Annotated in this window: 26 protein-coding genes; all 26 read right to left on the reverse strand. The window is 54.2% G+C overall.

All coding sequences use genetic code 11. From position 1 onward, the window contains the following. Positions 1-12 precede the first annotated feature (12 nt). Complete coding sequence (gene fliF / locus ACVX3G_RS14320; RefSeq protein WP_011230719.1) at positions 13-1,599, reverse strand: flagellar basal-body MS-ring/collar protein FliF; 1,587 nt, start codon at positions 1,597-1,599, stop codon at positions 13-15. Between the two features lie 81 nt (positions 1,600-1,680). Then, positions 1,681-1,977, reverse strand: a complete 297-nt coding sequence (gene fliE, locus ACVX3G_RS14325) for a flagellar hook-basal body complex protein FliE (protein WP_011230718.1) — start codon at positions 1,975-1,977, stop codon at positions 1,681-1,683. A 19-nt stretch (positions 1,978-1,996) separates the two neighbouring features. Then, positions 1,997-2,449: a flagellar basal body rod protein FlgC gene (gene flgC / locus ACVX3G_RS14330; RefSeq protein WP_011230717.1), complete on the reverse strand. Its 453-nt coding sequence runs from the start codon at positions 2,447-2,449 to the stop codon at positions 1,997-1,999. A gap of 3 nt (positions 2,450-2,452) precedes the next feature. After that, a complete protein-coding gene (flgB, locus tag ACVX3G_RS14335; RefSeq protein WP_011230716.1) occupies positions 2,453-2,842 on the reverse strand; it encodes a flagellar basal body rod protein FlgB in 390 nt (129 codons plus the stop codon). Between the two features lie 196 nt (positions 2,843-3,038). Next, a complete protein-coding gene (codY, locus tag ACVX3G_RS14340) occupies positions 3,039-3,818 on the reverse strand; it encodes a GTP-sensing pleiotropic transcriptional regulator CodY (protein ID WP_011230715.1) in 780 nt (259 codons plus the stop codon). A 16-nt stretch (positions 3,819-3,834) separates the two neighbouring features. Further along, positions 3,835-5,229 (reverse strand): HslU--HslV peptidase ATPase subunit, encoded by a 1,395-nt coding sequence (gene hslU / locus ACVX3G_RS14345; protein ID WP_013523393.1) that lies wholly within the window; start codon positions 5,227-5,229, stop codon positions 3,835-3,837. A gap of 17 nt (positions 5,230-5,246) precedes the next feature. Continuing rightward, entirely contained in the window at positions 5,247-5,789 is a 543-nt protein-coding gene (gene hslV / locus ACVX3G_RS14350; protein ID WP_011230713.1) for an ATP-dependent protease subunit HslV, read from the reverse strand. A gap of 23 nt (positions 5,790-5,812) precedes the next feature. Then, positions 5,813-6,715 carry a tyrosine recombinase XerC gene (xerC, locus tag ACVX3G_RS14355; protein ID WP_021321701.1) on the reverse strand — a complete coding sequence of 301 codons (903 nt, stop codon included), beginning with the start codon at positions 6,713-6,715 and terminating at the stop codon, positions 5,813-5,815. A gap of 95 nt (positions 6,716-6,810) precedes the next feature. Beyond that, complete coding sequence (topA, locus tag ACVX3G_RS14360) at positions 6,811-8,886, reverse strand: type I DNA topoisomerase (RefSeq protein ID WP_011230711.1); 2,076 nt, start codon at positions 8,884-8,886, stop codon at positions 6,811-6,813. 78 nt (positions 8,887-8,964) lie between these two features. Then, positions 8,965-9,846 (reverse strand): DNA-processing protein DprA, encoded by an 882-nt coding sequence (dprA, locus tag ACVX3G_RS14365; RefSeq protein ID WP_014195444.1) that lies wholly within the window; start codon positions 9,844-9,846, stop codon positions 8,965-8,967. Between the two features lie 321 nt (positions 9,847-10,167). Continuing rightward, complete coding sequence (gene sucD / locus ACVX3G_RS14370; RefSeq protein ID WP_011230709.1) at positions 10,168-11,070, reverse strand: succinate--CoA ligase subunit alpha; 903 nt, start codon at positions 11,068-11,070, stop codon at positions 10,168-10,170. Positions 11,071-11,087: 17 nt separating this feature from the next. Beyond that, a complete protein-coding gene (gene sucC, locus ACVX3G_RS14375; protein ID WP_011230708.1) occupies positions 11,088-12,248 on the reverse strand; it encodes an ADP-forming succinate--CoA ligase subunit beta in 1,161 nt (386 codons plus the stop codon). 115 nt (positions 12,249-12,363) lie between these two features. Then, positions 12,364-12,651, reverse strand: a complete 288-nt coding sequence (locus tag ACVX3G_RS14380) for an EscU/YscU/HrcU family type III secretion system export apparatus switch protein (protein ID WP_020278183.1) — start codon at positions 12,649-12,651, stop codon at positions 12,364-12,366. Next, on the reverse strand, positions 12,648-14,195 hold the full coding sequence (locus tag ACVX3G_RS14385) for a flagellar hook-length control protein FliK (RefSeq protein ID WP_025039274.1): 1,548 nt from the start codon (positions 14,193-14,195) through the stop codon (positions 12,648-12,650). Before ACVX3G_RS14385 ends, ACVX3G_RS14380 begins: the two co-directional genes overlap by 4 nt. A gap of 18 nt (positions 14,196-14,213) precedes the next feature. Then, on the reverse strand, positions 14,214-14,996 hold the full coding sequence (locus ACVX3G_RS14390; RefSeq protein ID WP_011230705.1) for a ribonuclease HII: 783 nt from the start codon (positions 14,994-14,996) through the stop codon (positions 14,214-14,216). Positions 14,997-15,081: 85 nt separating this feature from the next. Further along, the gene (gene ylqF / locus ACVX3G_RS14395) at positions 15,082-15,948 is read right to left on the reverse strand and encodes a ribosome biogenesis GTPase YlqF (RefSeq protein ID WP_021321697.1); all 867 of its coding nucleotides are present in this window, start codon (positions 15,946-15,948) and stop codon (positions 15,082-15,084) included. Between the two features lie 12 nt (positions 15,949-15,960). Beyond that, positions 15,961-16,515 (reverse strand): signal peptidase I, encoded by a 555-nt coding sequence (lepB, locus tag ACVX3G_RS14400; RefSeq protein ID WP_011230703.1) that lies wholly within the window; start codon positions 16,513-16,515, stop codon positions 15,961-15,963. A gap of 119 nt (positions 16,516-16,634) precedes the next feature. After that, on the reverse strand, positions 16,635-16,991 hold the full coding sequence (rplS, locus tag ACVX3G_RS14405) for a 50S ribosomal protein L19 (protein ID WP_013145772.1): 357 nt from the start codon (positions 16,989-16,991) through the stop codon (positions 16,635-16,637). A 135-nt stretch (positions 16,992-17,126) separates the two neighbouring features. Further along, positions 17,127-17,861: a tRNA (guanosine(37)-N1)-methyltransferase TrmD gene (gene trmD, locus ACVX3G_RS14410; protein ID WP_011230701.1), complete on the reverse strand. Its 735-nt coding sequence runs from the start codon at positions 17,859-17,861 to the stop codon at positions 17,127-17,129. Next, complete coding sequence (gene rimM / locus ACVX3G_RS14415; protein WP_015374399.1) at positions 17,861-18,379, reverse strand: ribosome maturation factor RimM; 519 nt, start codon at positions 18,377-18,379, stop codon at positions 17,861-17,863. Before rimM ends, trmD begins: the two co-directional genes overlap by 1 nt. 15 nt (positions 18,380-18,394) lie before the next feature. After that, positions 18,395-18,781 (reverse strand): YlqD family protein, encoded by a 387-nt coding sequence (locus tag ACVX3G_RS14420; protein WP_011230699.1) that lies wholly within the window; start codon positions 18,779-18,781, stop codon positions 18,395-18,397. A gap of 88 nt (positions 18,782-18,869) precedes the next feature. After that, complete coding sequence (locus ACVX3G_RS14425; protein WP_011230698.1) at positions 18,870-19,106, reverse strand: KH domain-containing protein; 237 nt, start codon at positions 19,104-19,106, stop codon at positions 18,870-18,872. 11 nt (positions 19,107-19,117) lie between these two features. Then, positions 19,118-19,390, reverse strand: a complete 273-nt coding sequence (rpsP, locus tag ACVX3G_RS14430) for a 30S ribosomal protein S16 (protein WP_011230697.1) — start codon at positions 19,388-19,390, stop codon at positions 19,118-19,120. Between the two features lie 94 nt (positions 19,391-19,484). After that, complete coding sequence (ffh, locus tag ACVX3G_RS14435) at positions 19,485-20,825, reverse strand: signal recognition particle protein (RefSeq protein ID WP_011230696.1); 1,341 nt, start codon at positions 20,823-20,825, stop codon at positions 19,485-19,487. 17 nt (positions 20,826-20,842) lie between these two features. Then, positions 20,843-21,175 carry a putative DNA-binding protein gene (locus tag ACVX3G_RS14440; RefSeq protein ID WP_013523384.1) on the reverse strand — a complete coding sequence of 111 codons (333 nt, stop codon included), beginning with the start codon at positions 21,173-21,175 and terminating at the stop codon, positions 20,843-20,845. 172 nt (positions 21,176-21,347) lie between these two features. Continuing rightward, the gene (gene ftsY, locus ACVX3G_RS14445) at positions 21,348-22,334 is read right to left on the reverse strand and encodes a signal recognition particle-docking protein FtsY (protein ID WP_013523383.1); all 987 of its coding nucleotides are present in this window, start codon (positions 22,332-22,334) and stop codon (positions 21,348-21,350) included.

The following is a 22,334-nucleotide window of genomic DNA, read 5'->3' on the forward strand; positions in this document are numbered from 1 at the left end:
ACGCCGTTCCCCCTACTCTTCCGATAGCCACGTTTTTAATAGTTTTGCAAACTCATCCGGCTTTTCTTTCGCCAGCCGCTCAAGCTGTCGACGGCGCAACGCTGCCTCCGTCTCCGGCGGCTCCGGCAAATCCGGCTCCGTCGAAAGCGGCGGAGTGAACAAGTGTTCTTCTTCCTCTTCCTCGTCTTCACGGCGGCGGCGCAACCAGAGGAACAACAGCAAGGCAACGAGCAACAGCGCTCCTGCACCGGCCGCATACCACCACCACGCCGGCCGATCCGGCGTTGATTCGGTGAATGTCGGCTTGCCGTTGAATTTTTGCACCGAAACGACGATGCGGTTGTTGATGTCTTGATCAGTGAGCGTTTGCGCCTCGCTTTTGTCAATTGACGTCCGAACGATCGTTCCTAGCAGTTTTTGAATATCATTGACCGTCTCGGGCGGCAGCGAGTTCGGATCATTAGGGTCAGGCGGCTCGACCATCACTTGGATGCCTAGGTCGCGGATTTTATATGGACTTTCGACGATTTGCTTTTTGATTTTGTTTACCTCATTGTTGATCGTCTCTTCGGTTCGTTCATAGTTGCCGTTTGTTGCGCCGTTTGCGTTTTGGTAGCCCGGCACTTCGTTCGCGCCCGTTCCAGCGGCGCCTCCGGGCGGCGCACCGCTCCCGGAGTACGTCTCTTTAATGCGCTGAACGCTGACGGCAATACCTTGCTTCGTTTTCTCGTCCACTGGAGAAACCAAATTTTCTTCTCGTTTCTCCTGCGTAAAGTCGACATCCGCCGTCACGGAAACGACGACTTTATCCTGCCCCATCATCGTGCCGAGCAGTTGCTGCACTTGGCGTTGAATGTCGCGCTCGATCTGCTTTTTGATTTGCTGCTGCGAGGCGAATGTCGTTCCTGTCGAATTTTCGCCGTCGTTTTTTAAATCGTAATACTCAAAAAACTGATTCATAATGACGATATTATCTGTAGAGAGATTCGGAACACTTTTGGCGACGAGATGATAGAGCGCTTTGATTTGCTCGTCGCTGAATTGATAGCCCGGCTTCGTCTTCAGCACGATCGAAGCCGAGGCTTCCCCTTTCTCATCGGAAACGAATACGCTCGGCTGCGGAAGGTTGATCATGACTTTGGCGTCCTCGACGCCGTCGATCGTCTTGATCAAGTTGGCGAGCTCCGTTTGCATCGCCTTCAGCTTCACCATATTGAACTCGTTATCCGTCATGCCGAAGCTCGCGTTTTGGCCGAAAAATGAATAGTCAATGACTCCACTGTTCGGGATGCCTTCAGCAGCGAGCTCGACTTTCAGCGCGTCCACTTGCTCTTTCGGCACTTTAATCGTCGTCCCGCCGTCCGCCACTTCGGCCGGAACGCCGCGCTGGTCAAGCGTTGCTTTAATTTGCCCCGCTTCTTGCGGCGACAAATTGCTGTAGAGGGGCACCATTTCCGTCCTTGTGGCGAAAAAGACGCCGACGCCAACGGCCAAAAGCACGGCCGCTGCCGCAGTGAGCACGAGCCATTTCTGTTTTTTTGTCCGTTCCTGCCAAAACGCGCGAGCGCGGCTCCACCACTCTTTCCATTTCCTTCTCATACAATTCCCCCGATGATCCAATACCTGCCGCCATAGCGCAACAATGGCGGCGGCTTCCGTATGTATTGCGATTCATTGCTGCTACAATGGCATGCGCATCATTTCTTGATACGCCTCGATCGCTTTGTTGCGGATCTCCAGCGTCAGCTGCAGCGTGATGCTCGCTTTTTGCGCGGCGATCATCACATCATGCAACTGAACGTTCTCCCCGCGAACGAGCTTTTCCGTCAGCGCATCGGCTTGAATTTGCGCTTCGTTCACGCGGTTGAGCGCCTCTTTGAAAAATGCGGCGAATTGCTTTTGCGCCTCAGCCGGCTTCGCTGGGGGCGAAACGGCGGAAGACATCGTCAGCCCAATGCGGCTTGCTCCATCAATCATCGTTTATCCCCCTCGCATGCTATTTCCCGATCTCGAGCGCCTTCATGAGCATTCCTTTTGAAGCATTCAACACCGTAACGTTCGCCTCATACGAACGCGTCGCCCCGATCAAGTCCACCATTTCTTTCAGCGGGTCGACGTTTGGCAGACGCACATAGCCGTCGGCGCCCGCATCCGGGTGATTCGGGTCGTAGACGAGTTTAAACGGCGCCGGATCATCGACAATTTCGCGCACCCGCACTCCGCCGTCCACCGCGTCGGCACGGCCGAGCGCAGCCTGCAAATAGCCCGAAAACGACCCGCTGCGCGGTTCAATGATGACCATTTTGCGGCGGTACGGCTCCCATTCGCCGTTGACAAGGCGGGCGCGCGTCGTATCGACGTTAGCGATGTTGGAGGCGATCACGTCCATGCGCAACCGTTGGGCGGTCAACGCCGAAGCCGAAATGTTTAGACTTTGAAACAAAGACACCCGTTATTTCCCTCCTTTAATCACTGTTTTCAACGTTGTAAATTTGCCGTTGAGCCGCTCGATTAAGGCATTGTAATAAATTTGGTTTTCTGCTAGTTTTGACATTTCCTGATCGATATCGACACTGTTTCCATTATGATTGTAACTCACCGTTGTGTCCGTCGTCACGATGATTTTTCCATTTTGTTCGTTTGGAAACGAAAAATGCTTCGGATTCGTCCGTTTGGCCTCAAGCCGAAACGCCCGTTCCAATTCAGCCTGAAAGCGCACATCTTTCGCCTTATAGCCCGGCGTATCGGCGTTGGCGATGTTGTCGGCGATCGCCTGTTGGCGAAGCGCAGCGTAGCGAAGCCCTTGTTCAAGCCAACCGATCGTCGCTGAAAAGAGCGCCAATGGAATCCCCTCTTTTCTCCTATTTTTCGACAATTTCTGCTAGTTTTCATTTTACGGGAAAGAAAACCCAATGTATAGACGGAACTTGGTACTATTTTTCGACGATGCCATTACAGAAAAACGATGCCAAGGATGTTTGTCAAAACAAAAAACCCGCCGGGCCAAAATACCCAGCGGGCTTAGGCGGCTGCGCCGTTCAGCTCGATTTCAATTTTTCAAGTTCGCTTAAAAACTTGTCGTTCAATACTTTAATGTACGTTCCTTTCATGCCGAGTGAACGCGATTCGATCACGCCGGCGCTTTCTAGTTTGCGCAGAGCATTGACAATGACCGAGCGGGTGATGCCGACGCGGTCGGCGATTTTGCTCGCGACAAGCAGTCCTTCCGTTCCGTCAAGCTCCTCAAAAATGTGTTCGATCGCCTCAAGCTCGCTGTAAGAAAGGGAGCTGATCGCCATTTGCACGACCGCCTTGCTGCGCGCTTCCTCTTCAATTTCTTCCGCCTTTTCACGCAGAATTTCCATGCCGACGACCGTCGCACCGTATTCAGCCAAAATGAGATCGTCATTGTCAAACTCGCGGTCAAGGCGCGATAAAATGAGCGTGCCGAGCCGCTCGCCTCCGCCGTTGATCGGAACAATCGTCGTCAAGCCGGTTTTGAACAAGTCACGATTTTCCACTGGAAACGCCGTATATTCGCTATTAATATCAATATTAGGAGACGTTTCCGTAATGTTGAACAAGTTTTTCGTGTATTCTTCCGGAAACTGGCGCTCCTCCAGCATTCGCTTCATCCGTTCGTTTTCAATCGATTGTTTAATGGCGAATCCAAGCAGTTTGCCGCGGCGGCTGACGACAAACACATTGGCTTCAATCACTTCGCAAAGCGTTTCTGCCATTTCTTTAAAATTGACCGGCCGCCCGGCCGCCTTTTGCAACATGGCGTTGATTTTCCGCGTTTTCTCTAGCAAGTTCATTGATTTCATCTCCTCCTCATAAAATAAACTCGCTTAAATCTTTGTTTTTGACGATGCTGCCGAGTTTTTGCTCGACATATTGCGGTGTGATGACGACCTTGTCGATTCCGATGTCCGGCGCCTCAAACAGCAAGTCTTCCAGCAGTTTTTCCAAAATCGTGTGCAACCGGCGCGCACCGATGTTGTCGGTCGTCTGGTTTACTTCAAACGCCACCTCGGCAATCTTACGAATAGCATCGTCAGAAAATTCAAGACTTATACCTTCTGTTGCCAAAAGAGCTTGATATTGTTTAATGAGCGCGTTATTCGGCTCGACTAATATTCTTACGAAATCGTCGACCGAAAGTTTCGCAAGTTCGACGCGGATCGGGAAACGGCCTTGCAGCTCAGGGATCAAATCCGACGGTTTCGCCATATGGAACGCGCCGGCGGCGATGAATAAAATATGGTCTGTTTTCACCGGTCCGTACTTCGTCATGACGGTCGACCCTTCGACAATTGGCAAAATGTCGCGCTGCACCCCTTCGCGCGAGACGTCGGCCGAGCCGGACACCGCTCCGCTGCGGGCGATTTTGTCGATTTCATCGATAAAAATGATGCCGGACTGTTCAGCCAGGCGGACGGCCTCTTGCGTCACTTCATCCATGTCGATCAGCTTTTGCGCTTCCTCGTTGATGAGCACTTTGCGCGCTTCACTCACTTTGAGACGCCGCTTTTTGCGCCGCTTCGGCATGAGGCTGCTCAAGGCGTCCTGCATGTTCATCCCCATCTGCTCAATGCCTGCCCCTTGCAAAAAGTCAAACCATAACGGCGTCTGTTCCTCGATTTCAATCGTCACCATCTCGTTCTCCAACTGCCCGTTTGCCAACTGCCAAGCAACTTGGCGCCGCTTTTGTTCCACCTGTTCATCCTCATGGCTGTAGCTGTTGTCCGCTTGGGCTCCTTGGCCGCCAAACAGCAGCTCAAGCGGATTTTTGATTGTCTGCTTTGGCTTGCCCGGAACAAGCAGTTCAACAAGCCGCTTGTTCGCCTGCTGTTCAGCCCTGTCTTTCACTTCGTTCATTTTTCGTTCTTTCACGAGCCTAACTGACGTTTCCACCAAATCGCGCACCATCGATTCGACGTCGCGCCCGACATAACCGACTTCGGTGAATTTCGTCGCTTCGACTTTGATGAACGGGGCGCCGACGAGTTTGGCGAGCCGGCGGGCGATCTCGGTCTTCCCGACCCCGGTCGGGCCGATCATTAAAATGTTTTTCGGCATCACTTCATCGCGCAATTTTTCATCGAGCAAACTGCGGCGGTACCGGTTGCGAAGCGCGATCGCCACCGCCTTTTTTGCCTCTTTTTGCCCGACGATGAACTGATCGAGCTTTTCGACAATCTGCCGTGGAGTCAACGTTTCCGCCATCATCGGCCTCCTCCTTTTTACAGCTCTTCGACAATAATATGGCCGTTCGTATAAACGCAAATGTCAGCAGCGATCTCGAGCGCCGCCTTGGCAATCTCTTTCGCGGTCATCGAGCCGCCGGCGTACTTCTTCAACGCACGCCCAGCAGCCAACGCATACTGACCGCCCGAGCCGATGGCAAGCATGCCATCATCCGGCTCAATCACTTCGCCCGTGCCGGAGACAAGCAACAAATGCTGTTTGTCCATAACAATGAGCATCGCCTCGAGGCGGCGCAACACTTTATCGCTCCGCCACTCTTTCGCCAGCTCAACCGCCGCGCGCGGCAAGTTGCCATTCCATTGTTCGAGCTTGCCTTCAAACATTTCAAACAGCGTAAACGCGTCAGCGACGGAGCCGGCAAAACCGGCGAGCACGTTTCCTTGGAACAGCCGCCGCACTTTTTTCGCTGTATGCTTCATGACGACCGCATTGCCGAACGTCACTTGGCCGTCTCCAGCCATGGCGGATGCGCCGTTATGGCGGATGGCAAAAATTGTCGTCGCATGAAAGGCTCCCATCATTTCCCCTCCTTGCCGGCGGGTTACGCCCGCGGATGCGCCTGCAAATAAATATGCCGCAGCCGGTCTTTCGTTACATGTGTATACACTTGCGTCGATGACAAATGCGCATGACCGAGCAGTTCCTGCACTGAACGGAGATCGGCCCCTTCGTTGAGCAAATGAGTCGCAAACGTATGCCGAAGCACGTGCGGGCTGATGTTTTGCGTCAGCGCAGCGGCTTCGACAATCCGATCCAAAATATGGCGCACTCCCCGAGGCGTGAGCGGATTGCCTCGGGCGTTGACAAATAAATAGCGGTGGTCCGCCGGCAGCTTTCTTGTCAGTTCGCGTCGGCCCCTATGGATATACCGTTCAAGCGCTTCGCGGGCCGGACGGCCGAACGGAACGTAGCGCTGCTTGTTTCCTTTGCCGTGAATGAGCACGGTTTCCGCAACAAAATCGACATCAGACAGCTGTATGTGACAACATTCACTAACCCGAGCGCCAGTCGCGTACAACAACTCAAGCAGCGCCGCATTGCGCTGGCCTAGGGCCGTATTTTCATCATTGACAAGAAACAATGCTTCTAATTCTTTTGGGTATAAAAAATTAGGAATTTTTTGCTCTTTTTTCGGCAGTGTCGCGAGCGCAAACGGGTTTTCGGCCGCCCGCCCTTCGCGCAACAAAAACTTGTAAAAGCTGCGCAGACTCGAAATTTTGCGGGCGACCGAACGGCTGGCCAACTGTTGCTCGTATAGTTTCGTCAAATATAAACGAACGTCGCTGTAGGACACTTCATTGAGCGCGCCGATTCCTTCCTCATCCATAAACCGGAAAAACTGCTCAATGTCACGCCGGTAACACACAATAGTATATTGTGAATAATTTTTCTCGATTTGTAAATATTCCATGAATAATTGTAACGCAAGTTTCGAATTCTCCATCGCCTCACCCCGCAACGGCTACTACATCGTACCATATTCATCCGCATGAATGCAACTGTTTTTTTATAAAATTCTGAATTGTATCCGATGCCTATTCAAGCTTCTAGCCGCTCTTCATAGTCGCACGCCGTGCATTGCACTTGCACACCTTTTTTCAGCACTTTCTCCACAAGCAGCCCCGCGCATTTCGGACACGGGCGGGCGAGCGGTTTATCCCACGAGACGAAGTCGCAATCCGGGAAACGGTCGCAGCCGTAAAACACCCGCTTTCTTTTCGTGCTGCGCTCGACGATGTTGCCCTCGCGGCATTTCGGGCACTTGACGCCGATTTCTTTGACAATCGGCTTCGTATGGCGGCATTCCGGAAAATTCGAGCAGGCGATAAACTTGCCGAAACGGCCCATTTTGTACACCATCGGACTGCCGCACACCTCGCAGTCAATGCCGGCCGGCTCATCCTTAATCTCAACTGCGCGCATTTCTTTTTCCGCCACTTTCAACCGTTTTTCAAATTCGCGGTAAAACTCGTCGACGACTTTGATCCATTCCACTTTCCCTTCTTCAATTTCGTCCAATTCTTTTTCCATTTTCGCCGTAAACTCGACATCGATAATTTCCGGGAAAAATTCGAGCATCAGCTCTACAACGATTTCGCCGAGCTCGGTCGGGACAAACCGCTTGTTCTCAAGGACGACATAGTTGCGTTTTTGGATCGTATCAAGCGTCGGGGCATACGTCGACGGGCGGCCGATGCCGAGTTCCTCCAACGTTTTGACGAGGCGGGCTTCCGTGTAGCGCGGCGGCGGCTGAGTAAAGTGCTGCTTCGATTCGATCGTTTCGCTCTCAACCGTTTCCTCTTCTTCCAAATCCGGGAGGATACGGTCCTGCTCTTCCGTTTGATCGTCCGTTCCTTCAATATACACTTTCATAAACCCTGGAAATTTCACCTTCGAGCCGCTGGCGCGGAACACGACACCGTTGTTTTCCAACTCGACGCTCATGGTGTCAAGCACGGCGGCCGCCATTTGACTGGCGATGAACCGTTCCCAAATGAGTTTATACAACCGAAACTGGTCGCGCGTCAAATACGGTTTCACTTTGTCCGGATCGCGAAATGCCGATGTCGGGCGAATCGCTTCGTGGGCGTCTTGGGCGTTCGTGCTTTTCTTCTCTTTCCGCTTTTCCTGGTTGACATACATAGCGCCGAACGTCGCCTCGATATATGCCGCCGCCTCTTGCTGCGCCGTCTCGGCGACGCGCGTTGAATCGGTGCGCATATACGTGATCAAACCGACCGTCCCTTCGCTGCCAAGATCGATTCCTTCGTACAGCTGCTGGGCGATCATCATCGTCTTTTTCGTCCGGAAATTCAGTTTGCGCGCCGCTTCCTGCTGAAGCGACGACGTCGTAAACGGCGGCACGGGGCTGCGCTTGCGCTCTCGTTTTGTCACCGTTTTCACCGCAAATGCCGTTCCGTTTAAGCGGTCCAGCACGGCTTTCACATCCGCCTCCGTCTTTAAATCGCGCTTTTGTCCGTCAATACTGTAAAACGAGGCGGCAAACGTCTCTCCTTCTTTTTGAAACGTCGCTTGAATCGTCCAATATTCTTCCGGCTGAAACTCGCGAATTTCTCGTTCCCGATCGATGATGAGGCGCAGCGCCACCGATTGGACGCGGCCGGCGCTTAATCCTTTTTTCACCTTTTTCCATAAGAGCGGGCTGATGTTATAGCCGACGAGGCGGTCGAGCACGCGCCGCGCCTGCTGGGCGTCAACAAGATTCATATTGATCGCGCGCGGCTGCTGAAACGATTGCTGAATAGCATCCTTCGTGATCTCATGAAAGACAACGCGGCAATCAGAGTGAATGTCCAGATCGAGCATGTGGGCCAAATGCCAGGCGATCGCCTCTCCTTCGCGATCGGGGTCGGCGGCAAGAAACACTTTTTTCGCTTTTTTCGCCGCCGTTTTCAACTCTTTGATCACCTGGCCTTTGCCGCGGATCGTAATGTATTTCGGCTCGTAGCCGTGGTCTATATCAACGCCCATTTGGCTTTTTGGCAAATCGCGGACGTGGCCCATCGACGCTTTGACTGTATATTTTTTTCCCAAGTATCGTTCGATCGTCTTCGCTTTCGTTGGCGATTCGACGATAACTAAGTAGTCTGACATCCATCTTCCACCCCTAGGAGGTAAATTGAAATCTTCATTATTATTAATGATTATTGCCGCATTTGTCAAACATGTGCATTACACGTACGGGAATTCATCCAAAATGTCCGCCGCTTCTTGCACTAGTTTTGCCCCGTGCTGAATGAGCGTATTCGGCCCGGCGGATTCCGCCAAACCGATCGGGCCGGGGACGGCGAACACTTCCCGCCCTTGCTCAAGCGCATACGCGGCGGTAATGAGCGAACCGCTTTTTCGCTTCGCCTGCACGACAAGCGTGCCGAGCGACAGCCCGCTGATGATGCGATTGCGCGCGGGAAACTGCCATGCCTGTGGGCGCGTTGCCGGCGGATGCTCAGCGATGACCAACTGTTCGTTCATCAGCCGGGTGGCGAACGGTCGATGTTCTTTCGGATAAATGTGGTCCAGCCCACCGGCGATGACGGCGATCGTCGACCCGCCATGCTGGACGGCGAGTTGGTGGGCGCACACGTCAATCCCAAACGCGAGCCCGCTGACGATCGTAAAGCCGGCGGCAACAAGCGGCGGCACCAATTTGTTCAACGCTTCGATTCCTTCCTTCGTCGGCCGCCTCGTGCCAACGATGCTGATCAGTTTCCGCTCCTGAAGCAAAGCGGAGTCCCCCTTTGCATACAGCACCCACGGCGGGGCGTATATATATTTAAGCAGCGGTGGGTAGTCGGAATCAAATACAGTGATCACACGAATGCACCGGCCCTTATATGTTTTTATCACACGTTGCACATCGATGGAATGCAAATCATGAAAAAAAGCGGTCCATTGAGCGTCGGAAAGCGGAACGAGCGGGCGGAGATCATGAGGAGGCAGAGAAAATGGAGCGGTGAGCGTCGGATCAGCCTTAAGCAAGGAATGAATCGTCTTCCATCCCGCCCCGCGGCAATGATGGAGATGGATAAGTCGGTCGCGGACCGTATCGTACATACTGCTCCCCTTTCTTTTTTCACCTTCAACATGGATCTATAGGTGCAACGAAAACGTTTAACATATCCTTGACGGAAAAGCCGCCTGTCTATTTTTTCGACTGTCGGAGGCAAGCCGCAGGCTTCCTCGTCACGCCTTGGCGTGACGGAAGACCGAACAGCCACCCGCTTCACAGACCCATACATGGGTCTTTAAGCAGCGTTGTTCGGTCGCCCGACAGTCGATCCAATTGCTCTGTAAAAGCGGCAAATGGTAAAGCTTCAAATTGCATCTATAGCATGATATGCAACACCCCGCACGAGGACGTGCGGGGCCAAACCATTAGTGCGTTTTGCATTTTTCGTACAAGCCGCGTTCTTTCAGCACAGAAATGAGCGTTTCGCCGATGACGGCCGGCGTTTCCGCCACTTTAATGCCGCATTCGGTCATTTTTTTGATTTTCTCTGCGGCCGTGCCTTTGCCGCCGGAAATGATCGCGCCGGCATGGCCCATCCGTTTGCCCGGAGGCGCCGTTTGCCCGCCGATAAAGCCGACGACCGGTTTCGTCATGTTCGCTTTCACCCATTCGGCCGCTTCTTCTTCCGCCGTGCCGCCGATTTCGCCGATCATAATGACCGCGTACGTTTCTTCGTCTTCATTAAACGCCTTCAACACATCGATGAAGTTTGTGCCGTTGACCGGGTCGCCGCCGATGCCGACCGCCGTCGACTGGCCGATGCCGGCTTGCGTCAGTTGGTGAACGGCTTCGTACGTCAGCGTGCCGGAACGGGAAACAATGCCGACATGTCCTTTTTTATGGATATAGCCCGGCATAATGCCGATTTTGCACTCTTCCGGCGTAATGACGCCCGGGCAGTTCGGGCCGATGAGGCGCGTCTTTTTGCCCTCCATGTACCGTTTCACTTTCACCATATCAAGCACCGGAATGCCTTCGGTGATGCAAACGACAAGGTCGAGTCCCGCGTCGACCGCTTCCATGATGGCATCCGCAGCGAAGGCCGGCGGAACGTAAATGACCGAGGCGTTCGCTCCCGTTCTTTCGACCGCTTCCGAAACAGTGTCAAACACCGGCACGCCTTCGACTTCCGTGCCGCCTTTGCCCGGCGTGACGCCGCCGACGATGTTCGTCCCGTACTCGATCATCTGCTTTGTATGGAACAGCCCTTGCGAACCGGTAATCCCTTGCACGATCACTTTCGTGTCTTTATTGACAAAAACGCTCACGTGTCTCCCTCGCTTTCTTAACGTACTAGCTCGACGATTTTTTGTGCTCCGTCCGCCATCGATTCGGCCGCAATAATGTTTAAGCCTGACTCTTGCAAAATCTTTTTCCCAAGCTCAACGTTCGTTCCTTCAAGCCGGACGACAAGCGGAAGCGTCAAACCGACTTGCTTCGTCGCCGCGACGATGCCGCTCGCGATGACATCGCATTTCATAATGCCGCCGAAAATGTTGACGAAAATGCCTTTGACGTTCGGGTCGGACAAAATGATTTTGAACGCTTCCCTTACTTTTTCCTCGCTGGCGCCGCCGCCGACATCGAGGAAGTTGGCCGGCTCGCCTCCGTAATATTTGATGATGTCCATTGTCGCCATCGCCAAGCCGGCGCCGTTGACCATGCAGCCGATGTTGCCGTCAAGAGCGATGTAGTTCAAGTCGTATTTCGACGCTTCGACTTCTTTCGGGTCTTCTTCATCCAAGTCGCGGTATTCAAGGATGTCCGGATGGCGGTATAAGGCGTTTGAATCGAAATTCAGCTTCGCATCAAGCGCCATCACTTTGCCGTCGCCGGTGACGACAAGCGGGTTGATTTCGGCGATCGAGCAGTCTTTATCGACAAACACTTGGTACAAGCCCATCATAAATTTGACCGCTTGGTTGACGAGATGCTTCGGAATGTTGATGTTGAAAGCCAATCGGCGCGCTTGGAACGCTTGGAGCCCGACGGCTGGATCGATGTATTCTTTAAAAATTTTCTCCGGCGTTTTCGCCGCCACTTCTTCGATTTCCGTTCCGCCTTCTTCCGACCCCATTAACACGACGCGCGAGGTGGCGCGGTCGACGACAAGGCCGATGTAGTATTCTTTTTGGATGTCGCACCCTTCTTCAATCAACAGCCGTTTCACTTCTTTTCCTTCCGGGCCGGTTTGATGGGTGACGAGCACTTTGCCGAGCAATTCGCTGGCGTATGTACGGACTTCCTCGAGGCTTTTTGCCACTTTCACCCCGCCCGCTTTGCCGCGCCCGCCGGCATGAATTTGCGCTTTGACGACACACACCGGCGCGCCGAGCTCTTTCGCCGCTTCGACCGCTTCATCCACCGTGAACGCGACGCGGCCGTTCGGCACGCTCACACCATAGCTTCGCAAAATTTCTTTTGCTTGGTATTCATGAATGTTCATGCGCCAACCTCCTATGTATAAAATCAAAAAAGTCTTAGCGCTTTCATTTTATACCTAACATTTCGCGCTTGTCCACCGTTTCGCCGCAAAATTAAGAAAGCGGGGAATAGGAAAATTATCCCTTCCCCGCTCTTTCTCCTTTCGCTTCCTGATCAAGCTGATACAAAAACACGAACAATTCAGCCACTAAGGCGTACAGCTCCTCCGGGATCATTTCGTTGATCTCCACTTTCCCCAGTAGCTCAACAAGCGTCGGATCTTGGCGAATCGGCACGCCGTGCTGCCGGGCGGCGGCGATGATCGCTTCGGCGACCTTGCCAACCCCTTTCGCCTTGACGATCGGAGCTGCGTCAAGTGCCGCATCGTAAGACAAGGCGACTGCTTTTTTCCGCTCCTCGTTCATGCTTGGCAATCCACCTCGCTGCAACTGTCGGCAAACAGAAAAACGGAAGGCGGAGGAGGGGCGGAACGCGTTGCCTTTACATCAATGCCTGAAAGCGCATAGCCGTGCGCCTGAAACCGCTCTTTGACAAGCGGAGCCATCCGAGCGGCAGCAACCGCCAACCGCGGATCATCGTGAAAAATGGAGATGTGGACGATCCGTCGTTGCACGCGCATATCAACGATCACCTCTCCCAGCTCTTCAAGCGTCAGGCAACAAACAATGCGGTTGTAATCGGCATCAAGCGGCCCGCCTTGTTTCCTCCTTCCTTGCCAGCACACAGCAAAATCGCTGCTGCGGCCGCCAAGCGGCAATGGAAACGAAATCCATACGTGCTCAATGAGCCCATCGCCGCCAGCAGCGATGGCCATGCCATCGAGCTGGTCGAGAATCGCTTCGGCCGCCCTCTTGGCCCCTTCGCTCCCCGATTCATGAAGAAAGCGAAGAAGCAGCCGTTTCAACGACGGGGCGGAAGGCAAATCCTCGATTTTCCCGACACGGACGAGCGCCGCCTCGTCCTCAAGCCCAAGCCGCACGGCCGCTCGCCTCAGCCAGCAAAACAGCGACAGCGCCGGATCTCTCGTCGCTCGAGCGGCCGCCCACAACTTCGCTTCCGCGGCGGGCAGCGCTCCGCTTTGATAGGCAGCATCGAGAGCGGCCCACCGTTCCAAAAACGCCTCCTCGTCCGTCAAGCCGAGCTGCCGAATGATATCGGCAAACCGGCGGCATTGCACCGCCTCCCGAAGCGCCAAGCGGCGGTCCTCCGGCAACGGGGCGAGCCCAAGGCGGGCAAGAAGCGCGCGGGCCGTTTCGGCCTCTTCCTCCCCTGACAGCAACAAACGCACGGCCGCCTCGTAAGCGGACAGCGGCGGTGAAAGAAACTTCTCCATCGCCCGGATGAGCTTAAGCGCCGCCGGATGGGCGGAAAGGGCGGCAATGGCCGCTTTCAGTTTCCCCAAACCCTCAGCGAGCGGCACCCCGGTTTTGGCTGCCCATAGCGCGCGAAACACGGCTGAAGAGAACGGCAGCCGGCGGCGAAACAAATGGGCGAGCACGTCTTCGGCCGCGTCCGGCTGGCCGGTCTCTTTCACCGCTTCAGTCAGTGCGGCAATTTCCTCTTTCGTTGCAGCCGCGCCAGCTTTCAGCGCTTGGCGGAGCACCGGCAGCGCCGCATCCGGCAGTTTCCACGCTTTTTGCCACCGGCGCACCGCCTCTTCACCTGACGGAGCAGACGCCGGTTCGGAAAGGGGAATGGCTTTCCAATAAATTGTTCCTTGTCGTTCGTGAATTTCAAACAAATACAAACGTCCGACGGCAAGCGGCGCCTCCAAACGGGCGCGCACAAGCTGTCCGCCAGCGCGGACGAGCGCCGCCCGCTCCCCGGTTTCCATCTCCTCGACCCGCTCCACTCGGCCGACGACGGCCTGCCCCGGCTGAAACCGCCGGCTGGATGTCGCGTCGCGGACAGCGGTCGTTGGCATTGTCCGCTCCATGCGCTCGACCATTTCGTCCCATCCCTTCTTCTAGAGCTGCTCGCTCGCCTTCAGCACCTCCCTCACCGGTGCGAACGAACGACGGTGCTCAGGCGTAACGCCGTAGCGGCGGATCGCCTCGAAATGTTCCGGCGTTCCGTAGCCCATATGGCGCGCGAACCCGTATTGTGGATAGCGGCGATCCAGTTCTTTCATCCACCGGTCGCGCGTCACTTTGGCGATGACCGACGCAGCGGCGATTGAAGCGCTGTTGGCGTCTCCTTTTATGAGGCGCTGTTGCGGCAGTGGGCACGGCACCGCCATCGCATCAACAAGCAAATGTTCAGGCGGCGGGGAAAGGGCGTTCACCGCTTTCGCCATCGCTTGCCTTGTCGCTTCGTAAATATTCCTTTCATCGATCTCCGCCGCGCTGACGATGCCGATGCCGATGGCGACGGCGCACGCTTCAATTTGCGCAAATAATGCCTCGCGCTTTTCCGGCGTCAGCCGCTTCGAGTCGTCAAGCCCCGGCAAATAGGCGTCTTTCGGCAAGATGACCGCGGCGGCGACGACCGGGCCGGCCAGCGGGCCGCGCCCGGCCTCATCAATGCCGGCGATCCGTCTAACGCCAGCGGCGTATAGTTCCCTCTCATAACGCATTAGTTCTTCCCACCGCTGCTCGATGGCGTGCCGGCGCGCTTTCTGCCTTTCAAAACGGGCAAGAAGCGCCTGCACGCTTTTTCGCTCATCCTGCCGCAGCATCTCCCAGCGCGGGTCGTCCGCGCCAAGCTTCGGAAGCAGCGCTTCAATGTCTTTCACCGTATACCGCTTCATGCTCCTCTCCCTCTTCTACTTATTACTATCGGCTCTGTTTGGCCGACCGTAAAGCACCGCCGGCAAAAAACGCCCGCCGGACGCGCTACGTCCGTGAAGCGGGCGTTTCAAAGCTTAAGCGGCCTAATTTTTCCGTGCGGATGTCATACAAAACGATGTCAGCCACTTTATCGTAGTCAACAGCGCCGCCTGACGTCAAGCAGCCGCGCCGCCTTCCGATGGTGTCAAACAAGGCGACGATGTCATCAGGAATGTCATCAAGGCCGTAGCGCTCCGCAAGCCGGTTGGGATAGTGAGTCGACAAAAAGCGGAGCGCATAGACGGCGACATCCTGCAAGTTTAAAATTTCGTCCTTAATGGCGCCGGTCACCGCCAACTTGTAGCCCACGTCCTCATCCTCAAATTTCGGCCATAGGATGCCTGGGGTATCAAGCAGCTCCATTTCTTTGCCCACTTTGATCCATTGCTGCGCTTTTGTCACCCCCGGCTTGTCGCCGGTTTTCGCGATATGGCGGCCGGCGAGCCGGTTGATCAGCGTCGACTTGCCGACGTTCGGGATGCCGACGATGAGCGCCCGAACCGGGCGCGGGTTTTTAATCCCTTTCGCCCGCATTTTCTCGAATTTGTCTTTCACCATCTCTTTCGCTGCCGCCGCGATTTGCCGGACTCCTGTTCCGCTTTGAGCATCGATGGGCAAAGCCAGCCGCCCTTGATCGTGGAAATAGCGGATCCACTGTTCGGTCACCGCCTCATCGGCCATATCAGCCTTATTGAGCAAAATGAGGCGCGGCTTTTGTCCGAGAATCTCGTCGATCATCGGGTTGCGCGAGGACATCGGCACACGGGCGTCAAGCAGCTCAAACGCTACGTCGATCAACTTTAATTTTTCTTGCACTTCCCGCTTGGCCTTCGCCATATGGCCGGGGAACCATTGAATCACTGTCATTGGCATCACCTGCCTCGTTTATTTCACAATCCGGGCGTCAGCCAACGGCCAATACACAAGATTCGCCTTGCCAACGACTTTGGACATCGGAATGAAGCCGATATGGCGGCTGTCTTTGCTGAAACGGCGATTGTCGCCCATGACAAACAAATGCCCCGGCGGCACCGTGCTTCGCCCGGTCAGTTCCTCCAAAGTGAACGATTCCGTCAGTGGACCGCCGTCGGACAACTGCTTTTTATACTCGTCCAAATACGGCTCTTCATACGGCTTGCCATTGATATAGAGCGTATCATTTTTGTATTCAATTCGGTCGCCCGGCAGGCCGATGACTCGCTTAATATAGTCTCTCCCTTCTTCGGCGTGAAAAACAATGATATCGAAACGGTGCGGCATGCCGATTTTATACGCCAGTTTATTGACGATCATCCGCTCATGGTTATGTAATGTCGGCATCATCGAATAACCGTCGACGATGATCGGAGCGAAAATAAAGTAGCGGATGCCCCCGGCGAGCAAGACGGCAACGACGATCGCTTTCATCCATTCACGCCATTCGCTTTTTTTCTGTTCCATTGTCCACCCACCTAAATCAAAGTTTGCAGTCGTGGATCACTACCGTAATCATCATTGGCGGTAGTGAAAAAAGGAGCTTGAAAGCAAGCTCCTTTTCCGCTGTGATCCACCGTTGTCCATTATTGCGCTGCGTTCGTATTTTCCTTGATGCGCGCCGCTTTGCCGCGAAGTTCGCGCAAGTAGTACAATTTCGCGCGGCGGACTTTCCCGCGGCGGATGACTTCCAGCTTGGCGATTTTCGGCGTATGCACCGGGAATGTGCGCTCAACGCCGACGCCATAGGACACTTTGCGGACCGTGAACGTTTCGCTGATGCCCGCTCCGCGCCGTTTAATGACGACACCTTCAAACACTTGGATGCGTTCGCGGTTGCCTTCGACGACTTTCACATGAACGCGCACCGTGTCGCCCGGGCGGAAATCCGGCAAATCCGTCCGCAGTTGTTCTTTCGTAATCTCTTGGATTAAATGATGCATCATGATCCACTCCTTCCACAGATGTTCATGCCAATGATCTCTTCATTGCAGCGGAACATCGTTTTCCATCCTCAAGCCAATCGCTTAAGGTCACACAAAAGACATGATAGCATAAACTGTTGACTCAGGCAATAGCTATTCGCGCTCCTTTTCCCACTCTTTCAGCCATTGCTTTTGCTTGTCTGTAAGCGGATATTCATCGAGCAAGTCCGGACGGCGCAAAAACGTGCGCCGGAGCGATTCCTTCTCGCGCCACTCGGCGATGAGCTGATGGTTGCCAGAAAGCAGAATATCCGGCACTTTCATGCCGCGGAAATCGGCCGGTCTTGTGTATTGCGGATACTCAAGCAGCCCGGAGCTGAACGAGTCATCGACCGGCGACGCCTCATTGCCGAGCACCCCGGGGAGAAGACGGACGACGCTGTCGACAATGACCATGGCGCCGAGTTCCCCGCCTGTTAAAATATAGTCGCCGATCGAAATTTCATCGGTTGCTAAATATTGGCGGATGCGTTCGTCATACCCTTCGTAATGGCCGCAAATGAGCACCAAATGCGTTTCTTTCGCCAGCTCTTCCGCCTTTTTTTGCGTGTAGCGCTCGCCTTGCGGGCAAAGCAAAATGATGCGGGCGCCAGGCGATCCAGCCGTCACGTGTTCCACCGCGTCAAAAATCGGCTGCGGCTTGAGCACCATGCCGGCGCCGCCGCCATACGGATAATCGTCGACCGTTTTATGCTTGTTGTCGGCAAACTCGCGAAAATCAATAAGGCGGATGTCGACGGCCCCTTTTTCTTGCGCCTTCTTTAAAATCGACTCGCTCAACACCCCGGAAAACATGCCGGGAAACAACGTTAAAATATCGATCCGCATCACTCGAGCAGCCCTTCCATCGGCCGGATGATGATCGTTTTCCGATCCGGATCGACGTGCAAAACGACCTCGTCAATGTACGGAATGAGCGCTTCCGATCCGTCTTCGCGCCGGACGACCCAGACGTCGTTCGCCCCTGGAGTCAAAATTTCCTTTACCGCGCCGATGGTCTCCCCGCCTTCTGTCACGACAGTGCAGCCGATGATCTCATGGAAATAATATTCCCCTTCCGCGAGTTCGCCGAGCTGGCTTTCCGGCACCTTCAGCATCGCTCCCTTAAACCGTTCCACATCGTTGATGCTGTCATAGCCTTCAAACGACAACAAGTCAAACGATTTATGGACGCGGTGGCTTTTCACCGTGACTTCAATCGGTTCCGTGTCCCGTTCGCGGAAAATGTACAGCTTGTTTCCTTTTTTATACCGTTCTTCAGGAAAGTCGGTGCGCGAAATGACGCGCACTTCGCCGCGAATGCCGTGCGTATTGACAATTTTTCCGACATTAAACCATCGTTCCATCGCTTTCATCCCTTCTTAGCGAATCTCTTTGACGACGCCGTCTTCAATGATGATGGCGCGCGTTTTTGTCACCTCTTCCCAACGGTCGCCGACGTTCACCTCAACGAGCGCCTCGACTTCCCGCTCTTTCAATTCGCTCCCTAACGGTAGCATATGTAATTGTTCGAGCTGAAACTCAAGCAGTTTCATTTTCTCCATCCGCTCGTCGATCTCTTTGGCAAAATATTGTTTCACTAAAGCGGGCGGATAGTTTCCGCTTTTCTCCATTCGTTTCTGTTCAAAACGAAGCTGGTCGCACTCGCGCTCGAGCTGCTGCTTGCGCGCCAAAAACGCGGCGGCAAGCTCTTGTTTGCTCCGTTCGGTGACGATTTGCCGCACCTCAACCGTTTGAATGAGCTTCATCCTCTTCCCCCTTTTGACACGGAATGAACGGCACCCGGGCCATTTTTGCGCCCTTTGGCATCATATCAAAAAAGGGAGAGGAACATCCTCACCCTTTGTCTTTCACTTGCACAACAACCCGCTTTGGCGATCCGGCCGCGGCGGCGGCAACGACCGTGCGAATCGCCTGGATCGTCCGCCCTTGTTTGCCGATCACTTTGCCAGTGTCGTCTTCATGCACGGACAGCTCATAGATGACGGCCGTCTCTTCTTCGCGGCGTTCAACCGCCACCGCCTCCGGATGATCGACAAGCGCCTTGACGATCGTTTCAATGAGCGGCTTCATGTGCATCTCGCTTATTTGCCGTATTTCAAGTTATGGAACTTCTCTAAAATGCCTTGCTTCGACAGCAAGCTGCGCACCGTATCCGATGGTTTGGCGCCGTTTTGCAGCCATTTGAGCGCCAATTCCTCATCGATTTTCACTTGCGCCGGCTCAGCGACCGGATCGTACGTGCCGATCGTTTCGATAAAACGACCGTCGCGCGGCGAGCGCGAATCAGCTACCACGATGCGATAGAATGGTTTTTTCTTTGTCCCCATGCGTTTTAAACGAATTTTTACTGCCATAGTCAGTACGCACCTCCGTATAGAGTTCACACAAGATAGTATATTAACAATTCTTTTTCCGTTTGTAAAGGTTTTTCGCTTAACAGATCTTCATTTACATAAATGGAAAACGGAATCCTTTCTTTTTCCCTTTTGGCATATTCGTCATCATTTTCATCATTTTTTTCATCTCGTCAAATTGCTTCAAAAGCCGGTTTACTTCCTGCACCGTCGTGCCGCTTCCTTTGGCGATCCGCTTTTTGCGGCTAGCGTTGATGATTTCCGGATGCGTTTTCTCTTCTTTCGTCATCGAGCGGATGATCGCCTCAACGCGGGCGATTTGCTTTTCATCGACTTGGATGTTGGCGAGCCCTTTGATTTTGTTGGCGCCCGGCAGCATTTTAATCAGTTCGTCAAGCGGTCCGAGCTTGCGCACTTGGCCGAGCTGCTCCAAAAAGTCGTCAAGCGTGAAGGTGGCCGTGCGCATTTTTTGTTCGAGCTCCTTCGCCTTCTCTTCGTCGACGGCCGCCTGCGCTTTTTCGATGAGCGTCAGGACATCGCCCATGCCTAAAATGCGCGACGCCATTCGCTCCGGATGGAACGGCTCCAAAGCGTCAAGTTTTTCGCCCATCCCAGCAAACTTGATCGGCGCTCCGGTGACGGCGCGAATCGACAGCGCCGCCCCGCCGCGCGTGTCGCCGTCCAGCTTCGTCAAAATCACCCCGGTGATGCCGAGCTGCTCATGGAAGCTTTGTGCGACATTGACGGCATCTTGCCCGGTCATGGCGTCAACGACGAGGAAAATTTCATCCGGCTTGACCGCTTCTTTCATTTGCTTCAGTTCATCCATGAGCGCTTCATCAATGTGGAGGCGGCCGGCTGTGTCGATGAGCACGTAATCATAATGCTCTTCTTTCGCCCGCTCGAGCGCCTGTTTCGCGATTTCAACCGGATTGGCGTGCTCGCCTAACGAAAAGACAGGCATGTCGAGCTGCTTGCCAAGCGTCTCAAGCTGTTTGATCGCCGCCGGGCGGTAAACGTCGGCAGCCACCAGAAGCGGCTTCCGGTTATGCCGTTTGCGCAGCAAGTTGGCCAGCTTCCCGGTGGTCGTCGTTTTCCCGGCCCCTTGCAACCCGACCATCATCACAACGGTCGGCGGTTTCTTCGCGACAGCGATTTGGCTTTGCTCACCGCCCATTAACGCCGTCAGCTCTTCCTTGACGATTTTGATCACTTGCTGGCCCGGCGTTAAGCTTTTCATCACTTCCTGCCCGACAGCCCGCTCGCTCACCTGTCTGATGAAATCTTTGACGACTTTAAAGTTGACGTCAGCTTCCAAAAGCGCAAGGCGCACTTCGCGCATCATCTCTTTGACATCCGCTTCGGTGACTTTCCCTTTGCCGCGGATGCGGTTCATCACCTGCTGCAAACGTTCAGACAGTCCTTCAAACGCCATGGCGGCCACCCCCTTTTTTAATCAAGTTCGTCAAGCTCGCGGACTAGCGCCGCCAATTCGGCGTCAGCACCGTAGTGCCGGCTGATGTAGTCTTTCAGCCGCTCGATGATCTGCCGCCGCCGTTCATATTTTCGCAGCAGCCCGAGCTTCTCTTCATACTGCTCCAGCATCGCTTCTGTACGCCGGATGTTATCGTACACCGCCTGGCGGCTCACCTCATATTGTTCGGCAATTTCCCCGAGGGAGTAGTCGTCCAAGTAGTAAAGCGCCATATAGTTGCGCTGTTTCGGCGTCAACAGCGCTTGGTAAAAATCGTATAAATAGTTCATGCGCATCGTTTTTTCCAGCACCGGACTCTCCCTCCCTCATTGTTAAGTAAAATACCTTTACAAAAATGTAGTGTACCGTCTTTTCGGCAAGGTGTCAAGGGATGGAACGAACAAAGGGCTTATCGGTTACACTCCCGTGGACGTAACAACAAAGGGCGCTCCATTGTTTTGGGAGCACCCTCTGTTGGCTTGTTTATGATTCCAGCAAATCAGCAAACAATCCGTAGACGTACTGTTCTGGATCGAACACTTGCAAATCGTCCATCTTCTCGCCGAGGCCGACGAGTTTCACCGGGATGGCCATCTCGTTGCGAATGGCAAGCACGATGCCGCCTTTCGCCGTGCCGTCAAGCTTCGTCAACACGATGCCGGTCACATCGGTCGCTTCTTTAAACAGCTTGGCTTGGCTCATCGCGTTTTGCCCGGTCGTCGCATCCAACACAAGCAGTACTTCATGCGGAGCGCCCGGAATTTCGCGGCTGATGACGCGTTTCACTTTTTCGAGCTCTTTCATTAAATTCACTTTGTTTTGCAGCCGCCCGGCCGTGTCGCATAACAATACGTCAACGCCGCGCGCTTTCGCCGCTTGAATCGCATCATACATGACCGCCGCTGGATCGGAGCCGGCCGCCTGCTTAATGACGTCGACCCCAACGCGCTCGCCCCACGCTTCGAGCTGCTCGATCGCCCCGGCGCGGAACGTGTCGCCAGCTGCCAACAAGACGGATTTCCCTTCCGATTTCAGCTTATGGGCGAGCTTGCCGATCGTTGTCGTTTTGCCGACGCCGTTGACACCGACGAACAAAATGACCGTCAGCCCGCCTTCTTGTATATTCAAAGCGGAAAGTTCTTTGTCATCGGCGCCGGCGCGGTAAATGTCAACGAGCTTTTCGGCGATGACGTCGCGCATTTGCGCCGGGTCTTGAATGTTGCGGCGCTTCACTTCCATTTTCAGCTCATCGACAAGTTCCATGACGGTCGTGACGCCCACATCCGCGGCGATCAAAATTTCCTCAAGCTCTTCAAAAAACTCTTCATCCACTTTCCGATAACGGGCGATGAGGTCGTTCACTTTCCCGGCGAGCGAATTTCGCGTTTTTGACAGCCCTTCTTTAAACTTTTCGGTTACGGCATCCGCTTGCTTTGTCCATTTTTCTTTCCATTTTTGAAAAAAACCCAT

It is taken from the genome of Geobacillus sp. PLS 41, assembly GCF_056494105.1.

Bases quoted from the DNA above. Each gene is read 5' to 3' on its own strand.
- fliF (WP_011230719.1), bottom strand. From the start codon at position 1,599: ATGAGAAGGAAATGGAAAGAGTGGTGGAGCCGCGCTCGCGCGTTTTGG.
- fliE (WP_011230718.1), bottom strand. From the start codon at position 1,977: ATGATTGATGGAGCAAGCCGCATTGGGCTGACGATGTCTTCCGCCGTT.
- codY (WP_011230715.1), bottom strand. From the start codon at position 3,818: ATGAACTTGCTAGAGAAAACGCGGAAAATCAACGCCATGTTGCAAAAG.
- hslU (WP_013523393.1), bottom strand. From the start codon at position 5,229: ATGGCGGAAACGTTGACTCCACGGCAGATTGTCGAAAAGCTCGATCAG.
- hslV (WP_011230713.1), bottom strand. From the start codon at position 5,789: ATGGGAGCCTTTCATGCGACGACAATTTTTGCCATCCGCCATAACGGC.
- xerC (WP_021321701.1), bottom strand. From the start codon at position 6,715: ATGGAGAATTCGAAACTTGCGTTACAATTATTCATGGAATATTTACAA.
- topA (WP_011230711.1), bottom strand. From the start codon at position 8,886: ATGTCAGACTACTTAGTTATCGTCGAATCGCCAACGAAAGCGAAGACG.
- dprA (WP_014195444.1), bottom strand. From the start codon at position 9,846: ATGTACGATACGGTCCGCGACCGACTTATCCATCTCCATCATTGCCGC.
- sucC (WP_011230708.1), bottom strand. From the start codon at position 12,248: ATGAACATTCATGAATACCAAGCAAAAGAAATTTTGCGAAGCTATGGT.
- ACVX3G_RS14380 (WP_020278183.1), bottom strand. From the start codon at position 12,651: ATGAACGAGGAGCGGAAAAAAGCAGTCGCCTTGTCTTACGATGCGGCA.
- ACVX3G_RS14385 (WP_025039274.1), bottom strand. From the start codon at position 14,195: ATGGTCGAGCGCATGGAGCGGACAATGCCAACGACCGCTGTCCGCGAC.
- ACVX3G_RS14390 (WP_011230705.1), bottom strand. From the start codon at position 14,996: ATGAAGCGGTATACGGTGAAAGACATTGAAGCGCTGCTTCCGAAGCTT.
- ylqF (WP_021321697.1), bottom strand. From the start codon at position 15,948: ATGCCAATGACAGTGATTCAATGGTTCCCCGGCCATATGGCGAAGGCC.
- lepB (WP_011230703.1), bottom strand. From the start codon at position 16,515: ATGGAACAGAAAAAAAGCGAATGGCGTGAATGGATGAAAGCGATCGTC.
- rplS (WP_013145772.1), bottom strand. From the start codon at position 16,991: ATGCATCATTTAATCCAAGAGATTACGAAAGAACAACTGCGGACGGAT.
- trmD (WP_011230701.1), bottom strand. From the start codon at position 17,861: ATGCGGATCGATATTTTAACGTTGTTTCCCGGCATGTTTTCCGGGGTG.
- rimM (WP_015374399.1), bottom strand. From the start codon at position 18,379: ATGGAACGATGGTTTAATGTCGGAAAAATTGTCAATACGCACGGCATT.
- ACVX3G_RS14420 (WP_011230699.1), bottom strand. From the start codon at position 18,781: ATGAAGCTCATTCAAACGGTTGAGGTGCGGCAAATCGTCACCGAACGG.
- ACVX3G_RS14425 (WP_011230698.1), bottom strand. From the start codon at position 19,106: ATGAAGCCGCTCATTGAAACGATCGTCAAGGCGCTTGTCGATCATCCG.
- rpsP (WP_011230697.1), bottom strand. From the start codon at position 19,390: ATGGCAGTAAAAATTCGTTTAAAACGCATGGGGACAAAGAAAAAACCA.
- ffh (WP_011230696.1), bottom strand. From the start codon at position 20,825: ATGGCGTTTGAAGGACTGTCTGAACGTTTGCAGCAGGTGATGAACCGC.
- ftsY (WP_013523383.1), bottom strand. From the start codon at position 22,334: ATGGGTTTTTTTCAAAAATGGAAAGAAAAATGGACAAAGCAAGCGGAT.